This window comes from Providencia sp. PROV156 (assembly GCF_028480905.1).
GTDB classification, from domain to species: Bacteria; Pseudomonadota; Gammaproteobacteria; order Enterobacterales; family Enterobacteriaceae; genus Providencia; species Providencia hangzhouensis.
In genome coordinates, this window is sequence record NZ_JAMPPE010000011.1 from 35815 (window position 1) to 56215 (window position 20401).

Below are 20401 nucleotides of genomic sequence, written 5' to 3' on the forward strand. Positions count from 1 at the left end.
TATAAATAGTACTATTCATTAATAACGATTCCGGAAGAAAAATGACTAAAACCAATTCAGTTCCGCTTTTTTACGATTCATTTGGTACACCAAATAACCCCACTATTGTTCTGATCCCTGGCTTAGGTGGCCATAACATTAGTTGGACGTCAGACTTTTGTCAGGAGATTGCAGATGCCGGTTTTTATCTCTTACGTATAGATAACCGTGATGCGGGTTTATCTCATCATATCAATGAGTTCCCACCTATTGATTTAGGGGTATTGATTGAAAAAATGCAAAAAGGTGAACCTTTCCCTATTCCTTATACTTTATTCGATATGGCTGAGGATATTATCCACTTCTTGGATACATTATCTATTGATAAAGCCCACTTTATCGGCCGTTCCATGGGCGGAATGATAGCCCAAATAGTAGCCGCAAAATTTCCTGAGCGCACACTCTCTCTTTGCGCGATCATGTCATCAACAGGGAACCCAGCACTGCCACAAAGTGCTCCCGATGTTATGCAAATGCTAATGAGCCCAAGTGCTAACCCAAAAGAAGATTTAGAAGGGTATTTATCAGGACAGCTCGCGTTTTATCGCCGGATCAGCTCAACGTTTGGCCCATTTGATGAAAGTTATTACCGTGAATATATACTGCAATCACTCGCACGCAATCATTCACCAGAAGGAACTAAACGCCAAATTGTTGCAGTTGCTGTCACCGGAGATCTGCGTCCTTACATTCAGAAAATCAACGTACCAACATTGGTTATTCATGGTTCAATTGATCCGCTCTTTCCTTTAGCTGCTGGAAAAGATATTGCTGATAATATTCCTAATGCAAAATTGGAGATTATTGACGGTATGGGCCATGAAACGCCACCGATGATTAATCCACTAATCGCTAAATTGATAATTAATCATTTAAACCAATAGATTAGCGAACTAAGGCTCTAAAAATGAGCCTTAGTTACCCTTATAACCAACCTTGTTTCTTATGCTGTGCACAAATTGGGCAAGTATGGGTATTTTCTTCCCAAGAAGAAAAAGGTAAATGGCAGGTATGACACTGCGCATCATAATAATGGAAGATTTTCGACACGTTATTTTTAGCTGTATAGCTTTGTACATGAATAGATTTAGGAAAACAAACGACTTGGCAACTCATACAACCAGTACAACGTTTTTCATCTATCAAAAATTGGTTATTTTCAATTTCTATCGCATGCTCATCACACATCTTGGCACAAGCGCCACAAAGAATGCATTTTTCCGTGTCTAGTTCGACCTTAAACCAGCTATCTTCAGGGTAAAATTGTTTTCTTGCATTTAATCCTGTTTTCACCTGCCCCTTATCTAACGGCTTTGAATCCAATTTTTGACGAAATAGCATCATCCGACGACCGCTATCGACTTGTTCAGGCTGAACAATACGTAATTGCCAAATAGGTTCTTGTAATGTTTTGAGTTTTAAATTTAATGCCGCAATCGTTGGCAACCATTTATCAACCCAGGGTTCAGCAATTTGCATACCACGAATACCATATTGCCGGTGCCAAACAATCAGTTCGTCCGCATTAGCAATCGGCTCATCATGGTTTACTATCAAAAATTCCCCTTGATAACTACGTTCATGGGGTTTGATATTTTCAATGGCATCGACAGGGCAAGCAAATAAACAATTACCACATTGAAAACATAATTCATTATTAATTTCTGCATCCATATGGCTAAACGATACCGCCCCCACAGGACAACTGGTGGCACAATTATCACAGATGCTATTTTTCAGGCGTTTTCTTACGCACTGACCGTTAATTATGGGTTCAGGAGGCAGCTCTAAACTAATAAAACGTCTCATTGCTCTACACTCTCCCGTTACAACAAAAATAACTTATTTAAAAATTGTTATATTTAATAGTTAAATTCTAGCATTAATTTTTACACTATTTTAGTACAACACTCTGTAGATAAAGATGATTTGGGCTAAATAATTACTTAAAAACCACAAAACTCTCTGTATTTTGGAGCCTTGTGGTTTACGCCTCCTTTCTAACTCGCTTTTTTCATATAATTATCAACAAGGTTGGTGGGCTCCCAATTCTTCTGTAAATATTCAATATCCTGAATACCAATACAGTTTTCTTCGTCTTGTAGGCGTAGTGTCGCTAACGTCTCCACTAAATGATTCAATTTTTGTTGGGTGGAATGCTCATTTTGCCCCTCTAAAGACTGCACATGAACTACAGTGGGAGCTATCGTATTCGGATACTGAAATATTTTCACACTACGTCCCTGATCTGAAGTATAAATATATCGAGTTGCATTACTTCGGTGGTCAGGTTCTTCTCGAATAACGTTCTTATTAAAATTAATGAGGTAAATCGTGTTTTCACCGCCAAGGCTATACAACGAATTCCAGCCTACAATTTCGCCATTGATAATAAAACTATTTTTTCCGCTAGCGTCTGTTAACAACCCATTTGAACCATTAGAGATGAAGACATCATTCCCTTCACCTCCATATAAATTGGTATCACTTGTTGATGCATAAAGAACATTATTTCCGTAAATACCATCTGGAATTGAAATGGCTCCAGTTACCGCTTGCGCTTTAAATACTCGCCCGAACCCACTTTTATCCCAAACTTTTTGTTCTGCTCCTCTTGTCCGAATAAACAAACGCCTAAATGGCGTATTTTCACTAATACGTATATTTTTTGTCTTTGTATCAAGAATTGATGGAAAACTTAACTCGTTAGAAAAACGTTTAAACTCATCCATAGGATGCCAAATCTGTTCTGGCGCTAATTCTTTTTTATATTGACGCTGTTCAGCAAGGTAGCGAACTAGATGTGCCATACCATCATTATGAATATGGGCGGGCATATGGGAGGGTAACCGCTGATGATGATAAACTTGATTATTGCTATTTTTATTATTTTGGGGCATTTTTACTTTGACTGTACGCAAATTAGATTGCGATGTGTAAAGATGATAAGTATCTTCCCGTTCGTCTATGACTTCATACTGTGTTTTAAAATTAAATAAATGAATATTATTAAATCCAACTTGATCTAATATTTCTGTATTACCGCCCCCTTTACTTCCATCAATTAAATAGTGGTCATCCCCTCCTTGTCCATCAAGTTTGTCATTACCCAAGTCAGATAGAATTAAATCACTATTTTCACCACCATATACATAATCATCACCGTTACCTCCATACAAAACATTCCCTCCTCCATTTGTAATAATAATATCATTACCTTCCCCTGAATTTATGATATTTCCTATCATACTGTTGTCTTCAATTAAGTCATCACCATTATTTGCATCTAGAATAGGATAACGAAAATTATATCCCTTAGGAATTTTTATGTAATCATCATTTTCTGTGGGTAATTCCAAACATTCAATTGGTTCAATGTTATAATAATCCCTCCCCATTTTTATCCTAAATAAATTTCCATGACCGTCTTTAATATAAATTCCTTTACTTATTGGGTATGATAAATTAATGAAGCTAATTTCAATTTTTTCATTACTGAATTTATCATATAAAAATATTGATGTTCCCAGTGCCTTGATATCAAATCCATTCTCATAAGGTAATAAAATGGTCATATCAAACTCATTTTCCATTTCTGATTTAATATTTGAAAAGTCAAAAATGATTTTACCTTGAAAAATCTGATCTGGGTTAACTTGATAAACATCTCTTCCTTTAGTAACCATAATATGACTGTTTCTACTGACCATTAAAAGGTGGTCATCATTACTCTTTCCTTTATATTCTAACTTACTCGCTAAACCATGAAATTTAAAATCTCCCCATAAAGGTTGACCATATATTTTATTATCAACTGAAATTGTTTTTTCACTCTCATCGATACTTATTGTAGAGCTAGCGCCTCCCTGATAAGTAATATTAAAAATATTTTCACTTATAATGTGTGAAGCACTTGAATCCAAATGGTTTAGCTTAGTATTTAATACAAATCCGTCCTTTGTATATAATTGATATCTATGAAATATTTCCCTACCATTATTATCTATTTTATACGTGTTTTTTAAAGTAACATTCAGTGTTAAAACTTTCGTTTCTGACTCTGCCGATTTTATTTCAATATTTAATATGAGATCATTACCAGAAATACTGGCATCCTTTATTTCGCTTAACATATACCCTAAATTTACTCGGCTTTGGCCTTGTGTATTTTCAATAATTACAGCTGATAATTCTAATAAATTATCATTTAATTCATCTTGATTATTGTGCCAATCAACACGACGTAGAAAATAACTATCATTACCTTCTCCACCATTGACTATCCCTGATTCAAATATTAATTGATCATCCCCCTCCATACCTTGAATAAATGCAGTCATTGCCCCTGCATCTAATGTGTTGGATTCTTTATTACCTAATAATTCTGCTGTCGTAGAGCTATCTCCAATTAGCATCACATCATTAACATTGCGTAAATGAATCTTCTTAACTTTATGATTAATGAAGGCCACCTCTGACGTTATATTGTTCAAATCGATATCTATTTTACTGTTGGATGGAATATCTTTAATGATTATACTATTATCCCCCCCATTGCCATCAAAATAAATTTCGTTACTTTCTTCAATGTTATTATCAAATAATAATGATAAGTTTATAATATCATCTTTTTCGCCGCCTACGAGAAATTTACTCCCTGCATTGATGTTAAATAAATTTTTTGAATTTTTTTTCCCAACGATAATATCTGTTCCATTCCCTGGGTTAAAACTAATGTTTTTTTGCTTTGCTTCATTTTCATACCGGTAACCAATATTTTGCATGCCTTCATAAATAACCCTAGGCTTCTCACTTAATAATTCTCTTGCAATATCAATAGGCTGGTTTAAAAATTCATTCCCTAGTCTATTCACTCTGATATCATTATTTATATCAGGGTGAATCGTATTGGTATAATTATTTCTGGCCTGGAATAGCCGTAGCTCTGATGCTGATAATGAACTTAGTTGTGTAGCAACCGACTGTTTTTTCTTTATGTTATAAAAAGTAGTTAGTTCGTTTTTATGTAAAAATTGTTTTAGTAATAAGCTATCATACTCAGGATTAAGTACAATAATGTCATTGGCAACCTCCTCGCCAATATTTTTATAAGCGATAGGAGCCGTTTTATTCACTAGTCTAAAACGATAATTAAAATTCAGTTCATTGACCCTCTGTGTTTGAAAGCTTTTTACCCAACGATTATCTTGAGAGTCATAATGATAATTTTCCCGAATAAAATTAATTTGCTCGATGGTATAGTAAGGCCCTATTTCATCACTATCAATATGACTAAGAGGTCCACGGTTATCCACATCAGCAAACTCTGCACTACTAATTATTTTTGAGTTATTTCTATAATAAATATAATGTTTGATATGTTCAACAAGGATCGGTTTACCAACCAATTGTAAGTGTTCATCAAAACCTTGATATAAAAATGACGACTTGAACGTATCTAAGTCTTGCTGCCAATTTATATTTTTGAAGTATGCTAAATGCTGTTTATAACTAAATCGATTTAATATATTGTCTGATGGAGGAAAACCAAGTGCAGCACGAATACCTTCTCTGGCTTTTTCATCCCAGCCTAGAGATTCACCGAGTTCCTCTTCAATTTTTTCTACTGCGCGAATACCTGTATATACCATCCCTCCAATTAATAAGGAACCCGCAACAATTAAACCAACGACAGGTATTGCCGATGAACCAATGATTATACCGATCATGGTTACACCCCCCACAATAATGTTAGCAATTGACAAAGAACCATTCACAATTAAGTCTTGGCGCTCTTTATCATTTGTAACCCTGTCTAGTTGTTCAAATGCTTCACAAGCTTGATAAATATCTAACCCCATTCCAATTAAATTAAATATAATTGTAATACGAGCTGTAATTTTTGATGATACATTAAACGATCCAGCTTGTTTATAAGCGAGCTTAAGTAGAATAGGTTGTAAGACCATATCCCCATAATTAAAGAATGCATTTGCGCAGGCTAGATCAAGGTTTTTCTGTATTTCTCGTCTTTCTTTTTCTGATAGATTAGGATTATCTAATTCATCTATTAACTGGTAAACAGAGTTGATTGTTAGAAATATCCCTGTAGAACCAATTCCTTGCCCAAAATAATTAGCTATTTTTGCATAAGTTGGTAATTTAATACCGATGCGTCGTAAATCTTCTATAGTCTTATTCATACCAACTGGATTATCGAGTTGTGATTTCTGAATAATTTGGAGCTGTTCTTGTAGTACGGCCCTTGGTTGGATCATTGAATTAACATCAATTCGTCTTGTTATATGATCATCTTGTAAACTCTTATTAATCATTTTAATTAAATTAATGTCTTTTTCATTTTCAGTTAAAAAGGTTAACTGAAATGCTAATTTATCAGGATTAAATTTAACATTATCCTCCCAGTTTGGAAGCTGAGTATGTTTAAAATCTAATGGTTCGCTATTTATTGTAGCCCCAATATCTCTAAGTTTTTTTAATGATGTTACCTGCTCGCCAAAAATAATTTCCGAGTCATTAGTCACTGATATTTCTGATGACTTGAAAAAGGTATCCAGCTCACTCATAATGCTTTGCCGCATACTGAGGTATGCTTCGCTCTCTGTATTTATGATTTGCACTTCACCAAACAGGGCTTCGCCTACTTTGTGTTTAAATCCCGCAATACTTCCTCTGGTTAATACTGAGCCATCCTCTTGCGTTATTTCTTGGTTAATATAATCATTAAAAACATTAGATAAGTGTTTCTTTGCTTGGCTAAATTCTGAATGACTAATAATAAGCTCAACACCAGTAGTATCGGATAAAGTTAAAAAGTACTTATCATTACGAGAATAGCTTGTAACTGTATATATTTCTTCATCACTTTGAAAAGTGATAATCTGATTATTCCCTATACTTTCAAATAATAATATGTGAGATTGCTCGTTTATTTCATTAGAAACAGCTCCTAATAAATCAAAATTCGATTGATATATTTCATCAAATCTATTGAGAACTTCTTGTTCTTTATCAGTAACATTATCTATCTTTTGTTTTCGTGTTAGTTTGGTTAAAACTTCAAATTTTTCCTTAAGTTGTGAACTTTGTTCGTTAGTTAAATTACTATGCTGCAAAAGGCGTAAAAAGCAGATATTCTCAAATGAATGTATTTCAACTGGCAATTTATTTACTGTAACATCGAACCCCTCTTTATATGATAACTGAGATAATGCTGCATAATTAGATTTTAGTTTTTCATGTAAATCTAAAATTAATCTAAATTCTTTTTTTAATGACTTTTCGTTTCCAAATGGGGTTTCAATATCTATATAGAGCATTAATAAATCATCAATATATTGATTATATTCTCTTAATTTTATTGGATCTTGGACTAATTTTAAAACTTCTGCATGATTAAAGCCTTGCCCACTAGGAAATAACGCACTCAAACGGTTTATAGACAGCTGACTTAGGTAGTTTAGTTTTTCAGGCTGGTGGCTCAAAAATTCTAAAATATCTTTTGCTTCAATGGCTTGCTGTTTAATTCTAGTGGTGTCATCATCAATAAATATTGAATTCCACATATGAGAGAAATCATTTTCATTCTCAGCGTCACAAATTTTATTAATTTTTTTACTGATAATGGGGTCATATGCTGCAATATTTAATTTGTTCTTATCGACACTTCCATCTTGGAATGTAAAATACCCTTTTAAATAAAGGTGTTTATTAATATCAATATGCTCTGCTAGTAAATTACCTATACTAATATCTTCGAGTAATGCTTTTATTTTATGTCTTGGTTCAAAATTATTTTCTAAAAAAATTTTAGTATATATCCCATTTATTTTTAGCTTACTCGTCAACTCCTCGCCAAAAATCGCCTTTTCTTCTTTTGTCAAAAGTGCCTTTTTATCGGTTAAATATAGAATAATATTTCCTGGCATTTTAAAAGCATATCTTGTTTTCAATACATTCAATGAGTTAGCATAGTTTTGAATAAAACCAGGTTCAGAATGAAGATTATCTATTAATATCCACTGTTGTTTAGATGCTTTTAGTAAATGTTCTATATCTCCATACTCTGAAAAAAATTCCATCGAATTCGGGTTTACCTGAAACACTAGTGTATTATCGGGGGAATATTTTACTAGTTCTTCTGCATATTTTTTGCCTATAGAGCCTCTCCCTGAACGAATAATAATTTTGACAGTATCATTAAATTTCTGTGGATTAGCATTGACATCGTTTTTATTAATCATTAACCATAATGGTGTTTCTAATATTCCAACATTTTCATATTCACGAATTAGTTCACTTCTAAAATCACTATTAAATTGAGTATCTTCCGCATTTAACTTCTGTTTAAAAATAGCGTATGCATCATGATTAAAAGCCACTTTTTTAATCAAATCAATATCGATTTTATACTCATTATTTGGATCCCTAAAAATATCCATAGTAATAGAATGGTCATCTTTGATTAATTGCCAAACTTCTAACTCACCACTTCTTAGCTCATCGATAAAATATAAACTGGCATGCTTTCCATTAATATAGCTCTGTTGGTTAGTTTGGTTAACATTAATTTCCAACCGCCAATTCTTAGTAGACTGTTTTTCCCCTGCTAAATTATATGGCCAAGTTATTTTTTTACTGTCACTCGTGACACCGATAGGTCGATTATAACCTACTACTGGAAGATATATTCCATGCTTAGCTAATTCGACACTTGCCCTAAAAACAAAGTTTTCATTTACCCCCCCGCGTCCTAATTGGCAGCCTGCCAAAACAATCTTATTAGGTGGATATACCTTCAGTACATCATTTTTAAGATACTTCAACCCTGTAATAAGTTGGTAAGCTTGGTACCCCTCAAAGAGACTTTGCTGGTTATGCCCGTTATACTGACCATGACCGATAACCGTCCAACGTATTTTTCCGTTAACTTTCGTTTGTAAATCACCATGTAGCACTTTCCACTGCTCACTCTCAATATCAAACTGTATCACAAGTGAATTACTAGGAAATTTTGCTAATAATCTCCCCGTTGATTTAGCTGCTGTGTCATCACCACCTATTTGGATTAAAACATGATAATTATATGTCGAGTCACTTGTAGGCCGACTCATTAAATGATGAAAAATTGTAAGCCTTGTGAATTCATCTATAGGATTAAACCAGTTAGATATATTTTTAAGTTCGGAGGACTGCTCCCCTACTAATGGCCTACCATCTATGTGTTCCGTTAAAAATATCAAATCATCATCTTTATTAATTATTTTATCATTAGTTTTCTTATCATTTACATTTATCATCTGAATTTTCTTTCCATGTCAAATTAAAGCCCACCTTCAACTTAACAAGATTGCCACATCAGTAAAATATATAAAAAAACAATTAAGATTAACTACAATTAACAACGCTCAAGATAATTTCCCTATTAAAATATAAACCATCAAATCGATATGATACACAATCATTTTAAGATTATATTATGTTTACTTGTAATTATATTATATGCATGTAATTATTTGGATTCATTTCTACTTTCTACGAAGGCCATATATGAACAATTTCGAATTTTATAACCCCACTCGTATCATGTTTGGTGAAGGTAAAATCAGTGAACTTGACCGAGTTGTCCCTAAAAATGCTAAGGTTCTTATTTTATTTGGCGGTGAAAGTGCAAGAAAAACAGGAACCTTAAATGAAGTTGAGCAAGCTTTAGGATCTCGAACATTCGATCATTTTGGTGGAATTGAGGCCAATCCTCGCTATGAAACATTGATAAAAGCTGTCGATAAAATTGAAAAAGAAGGTTTCGATTTCTTGCTGGCGGTGGGTGGTGGCTCCGTCATTGATGGTGTTAAATTTATCGCAGCCGCGGTAAATTACCCAGGCGATAAATGGGAGGTGGTCACAAATAGAGGCTCGACTATAAAAACTGCGCTGCCCTTCGGTACAGTGTTAACATTACCTGCTACTGGTTCCGAAATGAACAAGGGTTCTGTAATTACTCGTGAAGAACTGCATTCTAAACTTGCTTTTATGAGCGACCATGTATTTCCTCAATTCTCTATTCTTGACCCAGTAAAAACCTATACTTTACCGACTCGCCAAATAAGTAATGGTGTTGTTGACGCTTTCGTTCATGTTATTGAACAATATTTGACTTACCCAGTGAATGCTTACGTACAAGATGCATTCGCAGAAGGCTTATTGAAAACATTAATAGAGATTGGACCTAAAGCGCTTGAGACTCCAAAAGATTATGATATTAGAGCCAATTTAATGTGGACAGCCACCTTGGCTTTAAATGGTTTAATTGGTGTTGGGGTACCACAAGACTGGTCTACTCACATGTTAGGCCATGAAATCACTGTGCTGTATGGTTTGGATCATGCACAAACACTCGCTATTGTTCTACCATCCATGCTGACGGAAAAATTAGCCCAAAAACAGGCCAAATTAGTGCAATATGCAGAACGAGTTTGGGGAATTACGTCAGGTTCTGACCAAGAGAAAGCATTAAAAGCCATTGAGTTAACTCGAGAGTTCTTTGAAAAAATGCAAGTAGGTACTCGTTTTAGTGACTACCAACTGACCCAAGAGGTTATTGAACCATTAGTTAATAGCTTAGCTGCACACAATATGGTGAAATTAGGTGAGCACCAAGATATTAACTTAGAGGTTAGCCGCCGCGTATATACGGCCGCTTTATAATCTCCTCCCTCTCGAAAAGGTGCAAACTTGCACCTTTTTCTTTTTTATCACCGAAAGCGCTTTTCCTTATAAGTCATTTAAATTTATCGGTTATTACAACAGCATATAACGTTTAATTGGCTAGATTGTATTTCATATTGCCAGATTTTTAATTGAGAATGGCACATTAGCATCAGCAAAATATTGTTTTCAATTTTGAGCATCAATCACCATATCTCACCACTGTAAATTTAGGTATTTTATAGCTTACAGATAGTCCGAAACAAATATATAACAACAATTAATAAGTTAGGTTGTGAGCCATGTTATCTAAATTTAATATATCAAACAGTGCATTACTTGCATCATCTCTGCTCTTAACGATTGGGCGTGGTGCAACATTGCCCTTCATGGCTATTTACCTAACCCGTGAATATAAGATGGCTATTGATATTGTCGGTGTTGCAATGTCAATGGCTATGGTGGTTGGTGTTTTATTTAGTATGGGCTTTGGTATGTTAGCAGACCGCGTTGATAAAAAACGCTGTATGCTATTCGCAGTTATCGCCTTTATTTGTGGGTTTATTGCGATACCTATCGTGAATAATGCTATTTTAGTCATTATTTTCTTTTCGTTAATAAATTGCTCTTATTCCGTATTCTCAACGGTACTAAAAGCCTATTTTGCAGATACCCTTACGGTTACATTAAAAGCAAAAATATTTTCCTTAAATTATACCTTCATTAATATAGGCTGGACTGTTGGCCCGCCCATTGGCACCTGGTTATTAATGTATAGTATTAACTTACCATTCTATTTAGCTGCAATTTCAGCCGCTTTTCCAATCTTTTTTATACAACGGTTTGTACAGAGCATAAAACCGACACCATTAGAAGAAGGCCAGATCCGCAAATGGAATCCTGTCTCTATGCTACGAGACCAAGTGCTGGCATGGTTTATTTTATCAACTTTCTTAGGTTCATTAGTTTTTGGAACTTTTACCACTTGGATATCCCAATATGCCATCACCGTTGCTAACAGTGATTTTGCCCAAGTGGTTATCGGTGTTATTTTGCCCGTAAATGCTATTGTCGTAGTGACGTTACAATATACAGTTGGCAAACGTATCACTCCAGATAACTTAAGAAAATTGATGACATTAGGTAGTCTATTTTTTATTTTAGGGTTGGCAACCTTTATGTATGCCCATGAAAACTTATACCTATGGGCTCTTGGCGCCTTTATTTTCACTTTAGGTGAGTTAATCTACGCCCCTGGCGAATACATGTTAATTGATAGTATTGCTCCAGACGGAATGAAGGCCAGTTATTTTTCGGCTCAATCTTTAGGGCTACTTGGCGGTGCATTTAATCCGATGTTAACAGGAGTTGTATTAACTGAACTTCCCCCCTATTTTATTTTCATTATTCTTATGTTTATTACATTTTTAGCCTGGCTATCCATGCTAAATGGAATGCGTCTAAGAAAAAAACAATTATTAGTTACCCAATAGCATTTTTTCTCCACTGAAAAACATTTTCGGTGGAGAAAAATGACAAATCTACTGCCTTTTTATTCTCTTTCTTGTCGGTAAAACTAAACAAATAGCTGAACTCAATAATACAATAGTCATGATTATAGAAACGTTAAGATAACTTTTCGAAAAGAGTAAAGAAAATATTGGTAATGCAGATAATAAAACCAAGTTGTTAACACTCTCGGATATAGACAAGACAAAACCTTTATTCTCTGCACTTTGCCTTGCTAACATTGCGGTGCTTATCGGGGAGGCCAATCCTAACATCCCACCAATAATAGTTAAGCATAATCCATGACCAATTAACGAAAGCCACCCACTAAGAAATAAGATAATCGTTACTATGATTATTAAAATAATAACCACGAGTTTTGTATTATTTGATACTTTAATTTTTTCAATTTTTGCAACGAATCCATTACCAAATAATAATCCCATCCCAAATAATCCCATTAAGCTACCAACCTCCGCGCTTTCTAAGTGGGATCGTAGCCTTAATATTTCACCTGCAAGCAAAAACATACAAACTGATACCCCATTCCATAAACCTTTCGCTAATATGAGTCTGGTAATACCTACATGTTTAATCGCTTTAAAAGATAATTTTTTTCCGACAGTTTTTTGAGAGTGCGGCAGTATAAATAGCCCTATAATGAATACGACTAAGCATCCTATCGCGGTATAAATAAAAGGGGCGTACCAAGCAAAATACTGGACTAATATCCCTGCAATGATTGGCCCCGTAATAATACCGACAGTCATTCCCACCATAATACTCCCCATTGCTGTAGCTTGTTTACTTTCACTAATTACATCAGCAATAAGTGCGAAGATAACGGGAACAAGTGCAGCAGAAGCCAATCCTCCGAAGCCCCTTAAAACAAGTGCAGTCAATAGATTAGGTGAAAAAATAATGACTAAACTATCGAGTGATAATAGTAAAAGAGCCATAAGCACAATTTTTCGTCTATCAATTCTATCTGATAAAAAACCAATAATAGGAGCTGCCAAGGTATAGGCCAACGCATAAGCCGATACCAACCACGTAATTTGGTCAGGTTGAACATGAAATACCGTTGCTAACGGCGATAAAATAGCCGATAACATAAATTCTGCGGTACCAACAAGGTATACCGCTACTGCCGACAAAAGCAGTAAGTAATGAGTAGAAGTCATAGTTCTCTCGTTTTGATATATATTGAATATTCTAATCACTTGTTATAATTGAATTTTTCAATTCATTGATTTATAAGTGAATTTTTTTAGAATCGTAAACTACTAGGACGCAAAGAAAGTTTAAGTATTGGAGATATTGAAATAGTTAATTGGATAGTGAATTTGAAGAGGCGGGTGACTAGACGTAGATTAAAACTTAAAACTTAATGCATTTCAACACTTAAAAGTTAAATATATATTAACTATTTTTCCACTATCTTAAATTTAAAAATGCTAATGATAACCTGATTTTATTATTCCCAAGCATTTTTATACGTGACAACACTTATAAAATAATACTAATTCCGACTATTAATCGACGCTTAGCCACTTCTATATCAAAAAAAACTCTCATTATCTATTTTATAATGCACAAACAATAATATGATAGATGCTTCAATATTTAGTTATTAAATCAATTAAAAGAACAGTTTATTTAATAATTACATTCAAGCATGTTTAGGCTAACGGAAGGTATATAAACATGAATATTATCACTCGGCTTAAATTCGTTTCATTTCTACAATTTTTTATCTGGGGATCATGGCTAGTTACTTTTGCATCTTACCTCTTCAATACATTACATTTCAAAGGCGGTGAAATTGGCTTAATTTTTAGTACATTAGGTATCTCAGCCTTATGCTCACCGATTATCATCGGATTTATCGCAGATAAAATTAATAACAGAAAACTGGTATACATTACATCACATATTATTTCTGCTGTATTTTTAATCTCAATGGCTCATAGTGATTCAATAACCCTACTATTTATTGTGACATTAGTTCATCTAATGTTTTATATGCCGACTATTTCTGTTTGTAATAGTATTGTTTTTGAAATGTTGAGCGCTGAAAAACTCGATTCTGATGTTTACTTTCCCAAAATACGCGTTTACGGTACCTTAGGCTTTATTGTCGCTATGTGGACAATTAGCTTATTAAAATTGGAAATGAGTTTTTATCAATTATATATAGGTGCTATTGCATCGATTGTACTCAGTATTTTTTCTATTTTCTTTATTGCAACACAGAGCTGTAAAATTGAGAGAAAAGAAGAAAAACCCAGCTTTAGTTGTCAAAATATTATTTTACTCTTTAAAAAAGGACGAGTTGCAGTATTTCTATTCTTTGCCATGTTATTAGGCTCTGTTTTACAAATTACCAATACCTTTGGCGTTCCCTTCTTACAAGATATGGCATTAATGCCTGAAGCAAGAGGCTCGGTTTTTTCTGAATACCCCACAATTTTTTTATCAATATCGCAATTTTCAGAAATTATATTTATTTTGCTTTTACCGTTATTACTCAAAAAATTCAAAATTGAAGCTATCCTATTTATGAGTATGATTGCGTGGATTTTACGATTAGGTTTATTTGCTTACGGTGATTTCACTGTGATTGGTACTATCGCTTTATTTTTATCCATGGTTGTATACGGCTGCGCATTTGATTTCTTTAATATCGCGGGAGCACTATTTTTGGAAAAAGAAATTGCACCTGAGTTTCGCTCAACTGCTCAAGGTGTATTCACCACATTAGTCAATGGTTTTGGCACATTTTTAGGTGCTGTATTATGTGGCTGGGTTATCGAACTTAATACGGTCAATGGCGTGGTGGATTGGAAAACTTTCTGGATGATTTTTACGGGTTACACAACCAGTTTTACGCTTCTTTATGTGATTTACTTATTCTATTCTAAAAATAGCCAACCGAAAGCAACTATTTAACCACTGATAGCCCCCTTATTCATTAGATATGTTCATAGAATAAGGGGTTTTATATTATTTCAAATATATGATTTTGAAATAATCATATTAAGGTTACTCTTCATTTTTAGTGCGATTTAATTATTATCTGCCTTAAACTTCGCCTCTTTTAGCAATAGCGCTTGTTTTCGGTCAATACCCCAACGGTAGCCAGAAAGGTCACCATTACTTCTAACAACACGGTGGCATGGTATTGCTACCGCTAACATATTTGCACCACAGGCATTAGCGACTGCTCTGACAGCATTAGGCTGGCCAATTTTTTCTGCAATATCACTGTAACTCTTTGTTTCCCCAACTGGGATATTACGTAATGTTTGCCAAACGCGTTGTTGAAATGCAGTACCTTGAATGTCCAGTGGTAAATTTAAACCAATTTCAGGTGCTTCGATAAAACCCACCACCTGAGCTACCAGTTGCTCAAAGCCGTCATCTCCTCCGATCAGCTCTGCTTTTGGGAATTTATCCTGTAAATTATTCAATAACTGCTCAGGGTCATCCCCTAACAAAATGGCACAAACACCTATCGGACTTTGTGCAACTAATAATGTTCCTAATGAGCAAACCGCAAGAGCAAAATAAATTTTACTGCCTACCCCTCCTGATTTCCATTCACTCGGCGTCATACCTAGTCGTTGAGATGAGGCTTCATAGAAACGACTATTTGATTGATAACCCGCATCATAAATAGCATCCGTAATTCGCTTTTTTTCTTGAAGCCGTTGTTGCAATGTTTTATGCCGAAATGCATCCGCATAGGCTTTTGGTGTTAACCCTGTTTGCGCTTTAAACAAACGGTGGAAATGGTAGCGACTCATACCAATATAATCAGCTAAATCTGCTAAGCTCACCGTTTGCACCTGCTGCTCAATATAACGGCAAGCCTTTTCAATTTGTTCTTGATAGAACTGGGTTAATTGTGACGTTTCTGTCCGAAAGCGTTTTCCAGCACGGTAGCCTTGTTCAATAGCTTGCTGCTCATTATCGAAAAACTCAACATTCTCTCTATTTGGTAAACGCCCTGCCGCAGATGGATGGCAATAAATAGCAGAGGTTCTTACACCGTAAATAAAATGACCATCTGCGGATTTATTCCTTTCAACCACCGCTTGCCATCTCTGTTCTGGCGTTTTCCACAAATTATTATTTGTCATCATGTCACCCTGCACTGGTTAATTACATTAATTATGACAAACTACAATTGTAAAAAACTCCGAACATTGCTTTTTAATTCAAGCTTTATCCATTCAGGTAGATAATCATCTTAATCCACTTAATGGTGATTTTACAATAGTCATCAATTGAAGAAAGAATGCAGTAAAATTAACTACATGTAACTTCATCCGTTATTCTAATATCAGATTTTTTGCGAAAAATGACTAGAATAACCAAAATACCTAAAACACCAACTATTGCTCCCATAAAACTAATCATTGAATAACTATAACCATAAGATAAAACTATTCCACCAATTGCTGCACCAATGGCATTTCCTAGATTAAAAGCTCCAATATTAACAGAGGAAGCTAAAGCTTGAGCCCCTGTAGCTGCATTCATAACTAACATTTGAATTGGTGGCACAATACCAAAACTAAAAATACTCCATATCATTAGGCCGACACCCGCACCAAATTCATTTACAGCAATAAATGGGAATATAGCCATACTTAATGCCAACATAATGAAAAATATTATTAAAGTGCCAAAGAGTGACTTATCTGCAAATAATCCACCAATATAATTACCAATAGTAAAACCTACACCGATAATCACTAACATCATCGTGATCATTTGGTCTGAAGCCTGGATAAAATTCATTAACATTGGTGTAATATAGGTATACAACGTAAACATTGCGCTCGCACCTAATACAGTAGATAACATGCCTAATAGGACTTGAGGGCGTCGTAAAATACGCAATTCATTTTTTACATTTACTTTTGTCCCCATGAGATGGTTTGGTAACGCCAAAATTAGGCTAATAATGGTTAACACTCCCAAAGCAGAAATAAAATAAAACGCCTGACGCCATCCCACAACTTGAGTCAACTTAGTCATCAATGGCACGCCACCAATGTTAGCAATCGTTAGCCCCATAAACATAGCTGCAATCGCACTAGCTTGTTTGCCTGCAGGTACTACACTCGCGGCAACAATGGCTCCTAAACCAAAAAATGCACCATGATTCAAACTCGTCACAAATCGTGAAAGTGACAGCGTCACTAAATCAGGTGACATTGCGGAAAGTAAATTTCCGACAGTAAATATCAACATCAAAAAAACCAAGGCGGACTTTGGCCGACGATTAGCTAATAACAGTGTCATGATGGGGGCACCAACCATAACGCCAAGGGCATAAATAACCACTATCACACCCACAGATGGAATACTTTCTTGTATATTATCAGCAATATAAGGAAGCATTCCCATTGGCGAAAACTCTGTTGCTCCAATAGCAAAAGCCCCTATTGCTAATGCTAGTAATGCCGTGTTAATTCTCATATAAAAACCTTATTGAAATAAATTATTAACATTTTTATTAATGTGCAGGATTTTTTCACATTGATACTCAATGAAAAAGGCGTTAAGGTGAAAATAACTTTTGCCGGATATGCAATAATGAAAATAACTTTTGAAGAGCTTCAGGCCTTTATTAGCGTTGTAGATTGTGGTTCTATCACCGCAGCAGCAGAGCAATTAAACATGACAATATCGACAGTAAGTCGTTTATTACTCAGGCTTGAAGAAAAAATAAATACGACGTTAATCTACCGAACAACTCGTTCGATTAAACTTAGTGATGAAGGCGCTGCATTTTTGCAGAAATCGCGAAAAATAGTTGAGCTAGCTCAAGAAGCTGAAGATATGCTCTCAATACGACAAGCTGTTCCTTCAGGTAAGTTACGTATAGATGCATCAACCCCCTTCTTGACTCATGTTATTGCCCCGTTAATTCCACAGTTTTATGCACTTTATCCACAAATCGAACTGGAGATCCATAACTATGAAGGAATTACTAATCTGTTAGAAAAACGAATTGATGTCGCATTTCGTATTGGCACACTCAAGGATTCATCGCTCAATGCAACTTTACTGGGCTTTAGCCAGAAGCGTTTAGTTGCTAGCCCTTCCTATTTAGAAAAATATGGCGTACCACAGAACGTTGATGAATTGAAAAAACATTACCTATTAGGTTTTACTCAACCAGAGTCCCTAAATACATGGCCTATCAAGTTGCATGATGGACAGTTATTAAAAATTACCCCCGATATTGCTGGCACCAGTGGTGAAGTTTTATTTCACCTTGCTATTCAAGGTTCTGGAATTCTATGTTCTGCTGATTTCGTCACGAAAGATGCCTTCGCTAGTGGGGAATTAGTACAAGTGTTAACAAAAGAAACTATTGAGATCCGTCAGCCCATAAATGCAGTTTATTACCGTAACCAAGCTGTTTCGCCACGACTACGTTGTTTTATTGAATTTATAAAAAAATACTCAACAAAAATTGAACCGCATTAGTCTTATTTATTTTTCCGCTCTTTCTGTGCAATGCGTTTTTTAAACCCTGTTAACGTCATCCCTGTATGCCGTTTAAAGTAACGGCATAAATAAGATGTATCTTCAAAATTTAATTCATCAGCAATTTGCTTAATGGGTAGACTACCAATTTCTAATAATGCTTTTATTTCTAGGATAACTTGCCTATCTATTAATACTTTTGGTGGGTCATTAAAAAAATTTTGACTAATTTTGGACAAGTAGAATGGTGTAATAGACAATTGTTCAGCATAAAATTTCACTTCTTTATGCTGCTTACAGTGAGTTGTAATTAAGTCCCAAAAACGCCAACACAGCTGCTCTTGGCGGCTTTTATTTTCTGGTTTTATAGAAATGTGTTGTGCATGATTACTGATTTCTAAAAATAAATTTTGTAAATGGTTTTTTAATTGTAATACCCCATATTTACCCCAATTAGACACTATAGCTAAAAGAATATATCTCCAGCTTTCAAACAGTGCAACTTTTTCTAATGGCATTGAAATAATAGGAAAATCATTAAAAAAAGCAAATAATTGATTTGGTAATACATAGGCAATTTCTGTTGCTAGCTTTTTATCAATCAACCAATATTCCAAACGAAATTTACGTGATTTGGCTTGCAGCATTGCAAAAGAATCATCGTATAAAATGATAATATCGTTTTTGCGTATCAGATGCCGTTTGAAATTAATATTGAATACTCCATATCCTTGCTTGCACACACAAACCGCCACATAGGATGTTTTAATTGGTTTAAATTGCATTTCATCCATATCGCTTTCGCCAATCCGAATGGCTTCCGGTAAATCAATTTGATGATTTTTTAAATGCTGCATGATTGTTGTGCTTTGATTTGCTTCATATAACGCAATCATAACAAAAAAGTTGTCATAAGTACCAATAATGTACAAGTTATGCCCTTATTTTATTTTCATAAATACCTAAAATAGCCTTCAAATTAAGGGATACCATAACGGGGGAGATTAGAAAATGGTACTTGCAACAAATAGGTTAGTATTGCGTCCTTGGCAAGAAACAGATGCAGCTGATTTATATTTCTATGCAAAAGATGAAAGAGTTGGCCCTATCGCAGGTTGGCCTGCCCACAAAAATGAAGAAGAGAGTCTTTCTATCATCAAGAATATTTTTATGCGAGATGAAATTTACGCGGTAACGTTAAAAAATGAAAACCAAGCTATTGGCCTGATTGGATTATCATTTAGCCATGAAAGTAATTTTCCCATTGGGAAAAATGATGCAGAAGTCAGTTATTGGATTGGTGTACCGTTCTGGGGTAAAGGCCTTATACCAGAGTCAATTAACGCCATAATGCACCATGCATTCACTAATTTGAAATTAGATAATTTATGGTGTGGTTACTTTCAAGGTAACGAACAATCTAAAATTGCCCAAGAAAAATGCGGCTTCAAATATTATGCAACTCTTGAACCACAATTTATTGAATTAATTGGTGAAACTAAGACAGAAGATATTAGTAAAATAACCGCTAAAGAGTGGCAAGCTCGACAGTAATATTTGATTCTATCTATACATGTGGCCAGCATTTATCTGTTTGGCCTTTTTCTTATTAATT

Annotated in this window: 12 protein-coding genes; 6 read left to right on the plus strand and 6 right to left on the minus strand. The window is 34.7% G+C overall.

What is annotated here, in order from left to right:
- The first annotated feature begins 41 nt into the window (after positions 1 to 41).
- Positions 42 to 923, plus strand: coding sequence for an alpha/beta fold hydrolase (locus tag PSF31_RS09835; RefSeq protein ID WP_164561021.1), 882 nt, complete (start codon positions 42 to 44; stop codon positions 921 to 923).
- A gap of 40 nt (positions 924 to 963) precedes the next feature.
- On the opposite strand, the gene PSF31_RS09840 is transcribed toward PSF31_RS09835, so the two are convergent.
- Together PSF31_RS09840 and PSF31_RS09845 are read right to left on the minus strand one after the other, a co-directional pair.
- Complete coding sequence (locus tag PSF31_RS09840) at positions 964 to 1848, minus strand: DUF362 domain-containing protein (RefSeq protein WP_164561022.1); 885 nt, start codon at positions 1846 to 1848, stop codon at positions 964 to 966.
- Between the two features lie 191 nt (positions 1849 to 2039).
- On the minus strand, positions 2040 to 9359 hold the full coding sequence (locus tag PSF31_RS09845; RefSeq protein ID WP_164561023.1) for a C80 family cysteine peptidase: 7320 nt from the start codon (positions 9357 to 9359) through the stop codon (positions 2040 to 2042).
- Between the two features lie 250 nt (positions 9360 to 9609).
- On the opposite strand from PSF31_RS09845, the gene PSF31_RS09850 reads away from it, so the two are divergent.
- Positions 9610 to 10767, plus strand: coding sequence for an iron-containing alcohol dehydrogenase (locus PSF31_RS09850; RefSeq protein ID WP_164561024.1), 1158 nt, complete (start codon positions 9610 to 9612; stop codon positions 10765 to 10767).
- Positions 10768 to 11069: 302 nt separating this feature from the next.
- Positions 11070 to 12260 carry an efflux MFS transporter YdeE gene (ydeE, locus tag PSF31_RS09855; RefSeq protein WP_164561025.1) on the plus strand — a complete coding sequence of 397 codons (1191 nt, stop codon included), beginning with the start codon at positions 11070 to 11072 and terminating at the stop codon, positions 12258 to 12260.
- A gap of 48 nt (positions 12261 to 12308) precedes the next feature.
- On the opposite strand, the gene PSF31_RS09860 is transcribed toward ydeE, so the two are convergent.
- Entirely contained in the window at positions 12309 to 13460 is a 1152-nt protein-coding gene (locus PSF31_RS09860) for an MFS transporter (protein WP_164561026.1), read from the minus strand.
- Positions 13461 to 13983: 523 nt separating this feature from the next.
- Here PSF31_RS09860 and PSF31_RS09865 point away from each other — a divergent pair.
- Positions 13984 to 15228, plus strand: coding sequence for an MFS transporter (locus PSF31_RS09865; protein ID WP_164561027.1), 1245 nt, complete (start codon positions 13984 to 13986; stop codon positions 15226 to 15228).
- A gap of 116 nt (positions 15229 to 15344) precedes the next feature.
- On the opposite strand, the gene ada is transcribed toward PSF31_RS09865, so the two are convergent.
- On the minus strand, positions 15345 to 16421 hold the full coding sequence (gene ada, locus PSF31_RS09870) for a bifunctional DNA-binding transcriptional regulator/O6-methylguanine-DNA methyltransferase Ada (protein ID WP_164561028.1): 1077 nt from the start codon (positions 16419 to 16421) through the stop codon (positions 15345 to 15347).
- A gap of 169 nt (positions 16422 to 16590) precedes the next feature.
- Positions 16591 to 17769 carry an MFS transporter gene (locus tag PSF31_RS09875; RefSeq protein ID WP_164561029.1) on the minus strand — a complete coding sequence of 393 codons (1179 nt, stop codon included), beginning with the start codon at positions 17767 to 17769 and terminating at the stop codon, positions 16591 to 16593.
- Positions 17770 to 17886: 117 nt separating this feature from the next.
- Between PSF31_RS09875 and PSF31_RS09880 the strand changes: the two genes are divergently transcribed.
- Positions 17887 to 18786, plus strand: a complete 900-nt coding sequence (locus tag PSF31_RS09880) for a LysR family transcriptional regulator (protein ID WP_197739775.1) — start codon at positions 17887 to 17889, stop codon at positions 18784 to 18786.
- Positions 18787 to 18788: 2 nt separating this feature from the next.
- Here the strand turns inward: PSF31_RS09880 and PSF31_RS09885 are convergent, their stop codons facing one another.
- On the minus strand, positions 18789 to 19718 hold the full coding sequence (locus PSF31_RS09885) for a helix-turn-helix domain-containing protein (protein WP_232062960.1): 930 nt from the start codon (positions 19716 to 19718) through the stop codon (positions 18789 to 18791).
- 79 nt (positions 19719 to 19797) lie between these two features.
- Between PSF31_RS09885 and PSF31_RS09890 the strand changes: the two genes are divergently transcribed.
- On the plus strand, positions 19798 to 20340 hold the full coding sequence (locus tag PSF31_RS09890) for a GNAT family N-acetyltransferase (RefSeq protein ID WP_164561030.1): 543 nt from the start codon (positions 19798 to 19800) through the stop codon (positions 20338 to 20340).
- Positions 20341 to 20401 lie beyond the last annotated feature (61 nt).

What these genes read in the sequence shown, in the direction of transcription:
- PSF31_RS09835 (WP_164561021.1), top strand. Translation starts at nt 42, where the DNA reads ATGACTAAAACCAATTCAGTTCCGCTTTTTTACGATTCATTTGGTACA.
- PSF31_RS09840 (WP_164561022.1), bottom strand. Translation starts at nt 1,848, where the DNA reads ATGAGACGTTTTATTAGTTTAGAGCTGCCTCCTGAACCCATAATTAAC.
- PSF31_RS09845 (WP_164561023.1), bottom strand. Translation starts at nt 9,359, where the DNA reads ATGATAAATGTAAATGATAAGAAAACTAATGATAAAATAATTAATAAA.
- PSF31_RS09850 (WP_164561024.1), top strand. Translation starts at nt 9,610, where the DNA reads ATGAACAATTTCGAATTTTATAACCCCACTCGTATCATGTTTGGTGAA.
- ydeE (WP_164561025.1), top strand. Translation starts at nt 11,070, where the DNA reads ATGTTATCTAAATTTAATATATCAAACAGTGCATTACTTGCATCATCT.
- PSF31_RS09860 (WP_164561026.1), bottom strand. Translation starts at nt 13,460, where the DNA reads ATGACTTCTACTCATTACTTACTGCTTTTGTCGGCAGTAGCGGTATAC.
- PSF31_RS09865 (WP_164561027.1), top strand. Translation starts at nt 13,984, where the DNA reads ATGAATATTATCACTCGGCTTAAATTCGTTTCATTTCTACAATTTTTT.
- ada (WP_164561028.1), bottom strand. Translation starts at nt 16,421, where the DNA reads ATGACAAATAATAATTTGTGGAAAACGCCAGAACAGAGATGGCAAGCG.
- PSF31_RS09875 (WP_164561029.1), bottom strand. Translation starts at nt 17,769, where the DNA reads ATGAGAATTAACACGGCATTACTAGCATTAGCAATAGGGGCTTTTGCT.
- PSF31_RS09880 (WP_197739775.1), top strand. Translation starts at nt 17,887, where the DNA reads ATGAAAATAACTTTTGAAGAGCTTCAGGCCTTTATTAGCGTTGTAGAT.
- PSF31_RS09890 (WP_164561030.1), top strand. Translation starts at nt 19,798, where the DNA reads ATGGTACTTGCAACAAATAGGTTAGTATTGCGTCCTTGGCAAGAAACA.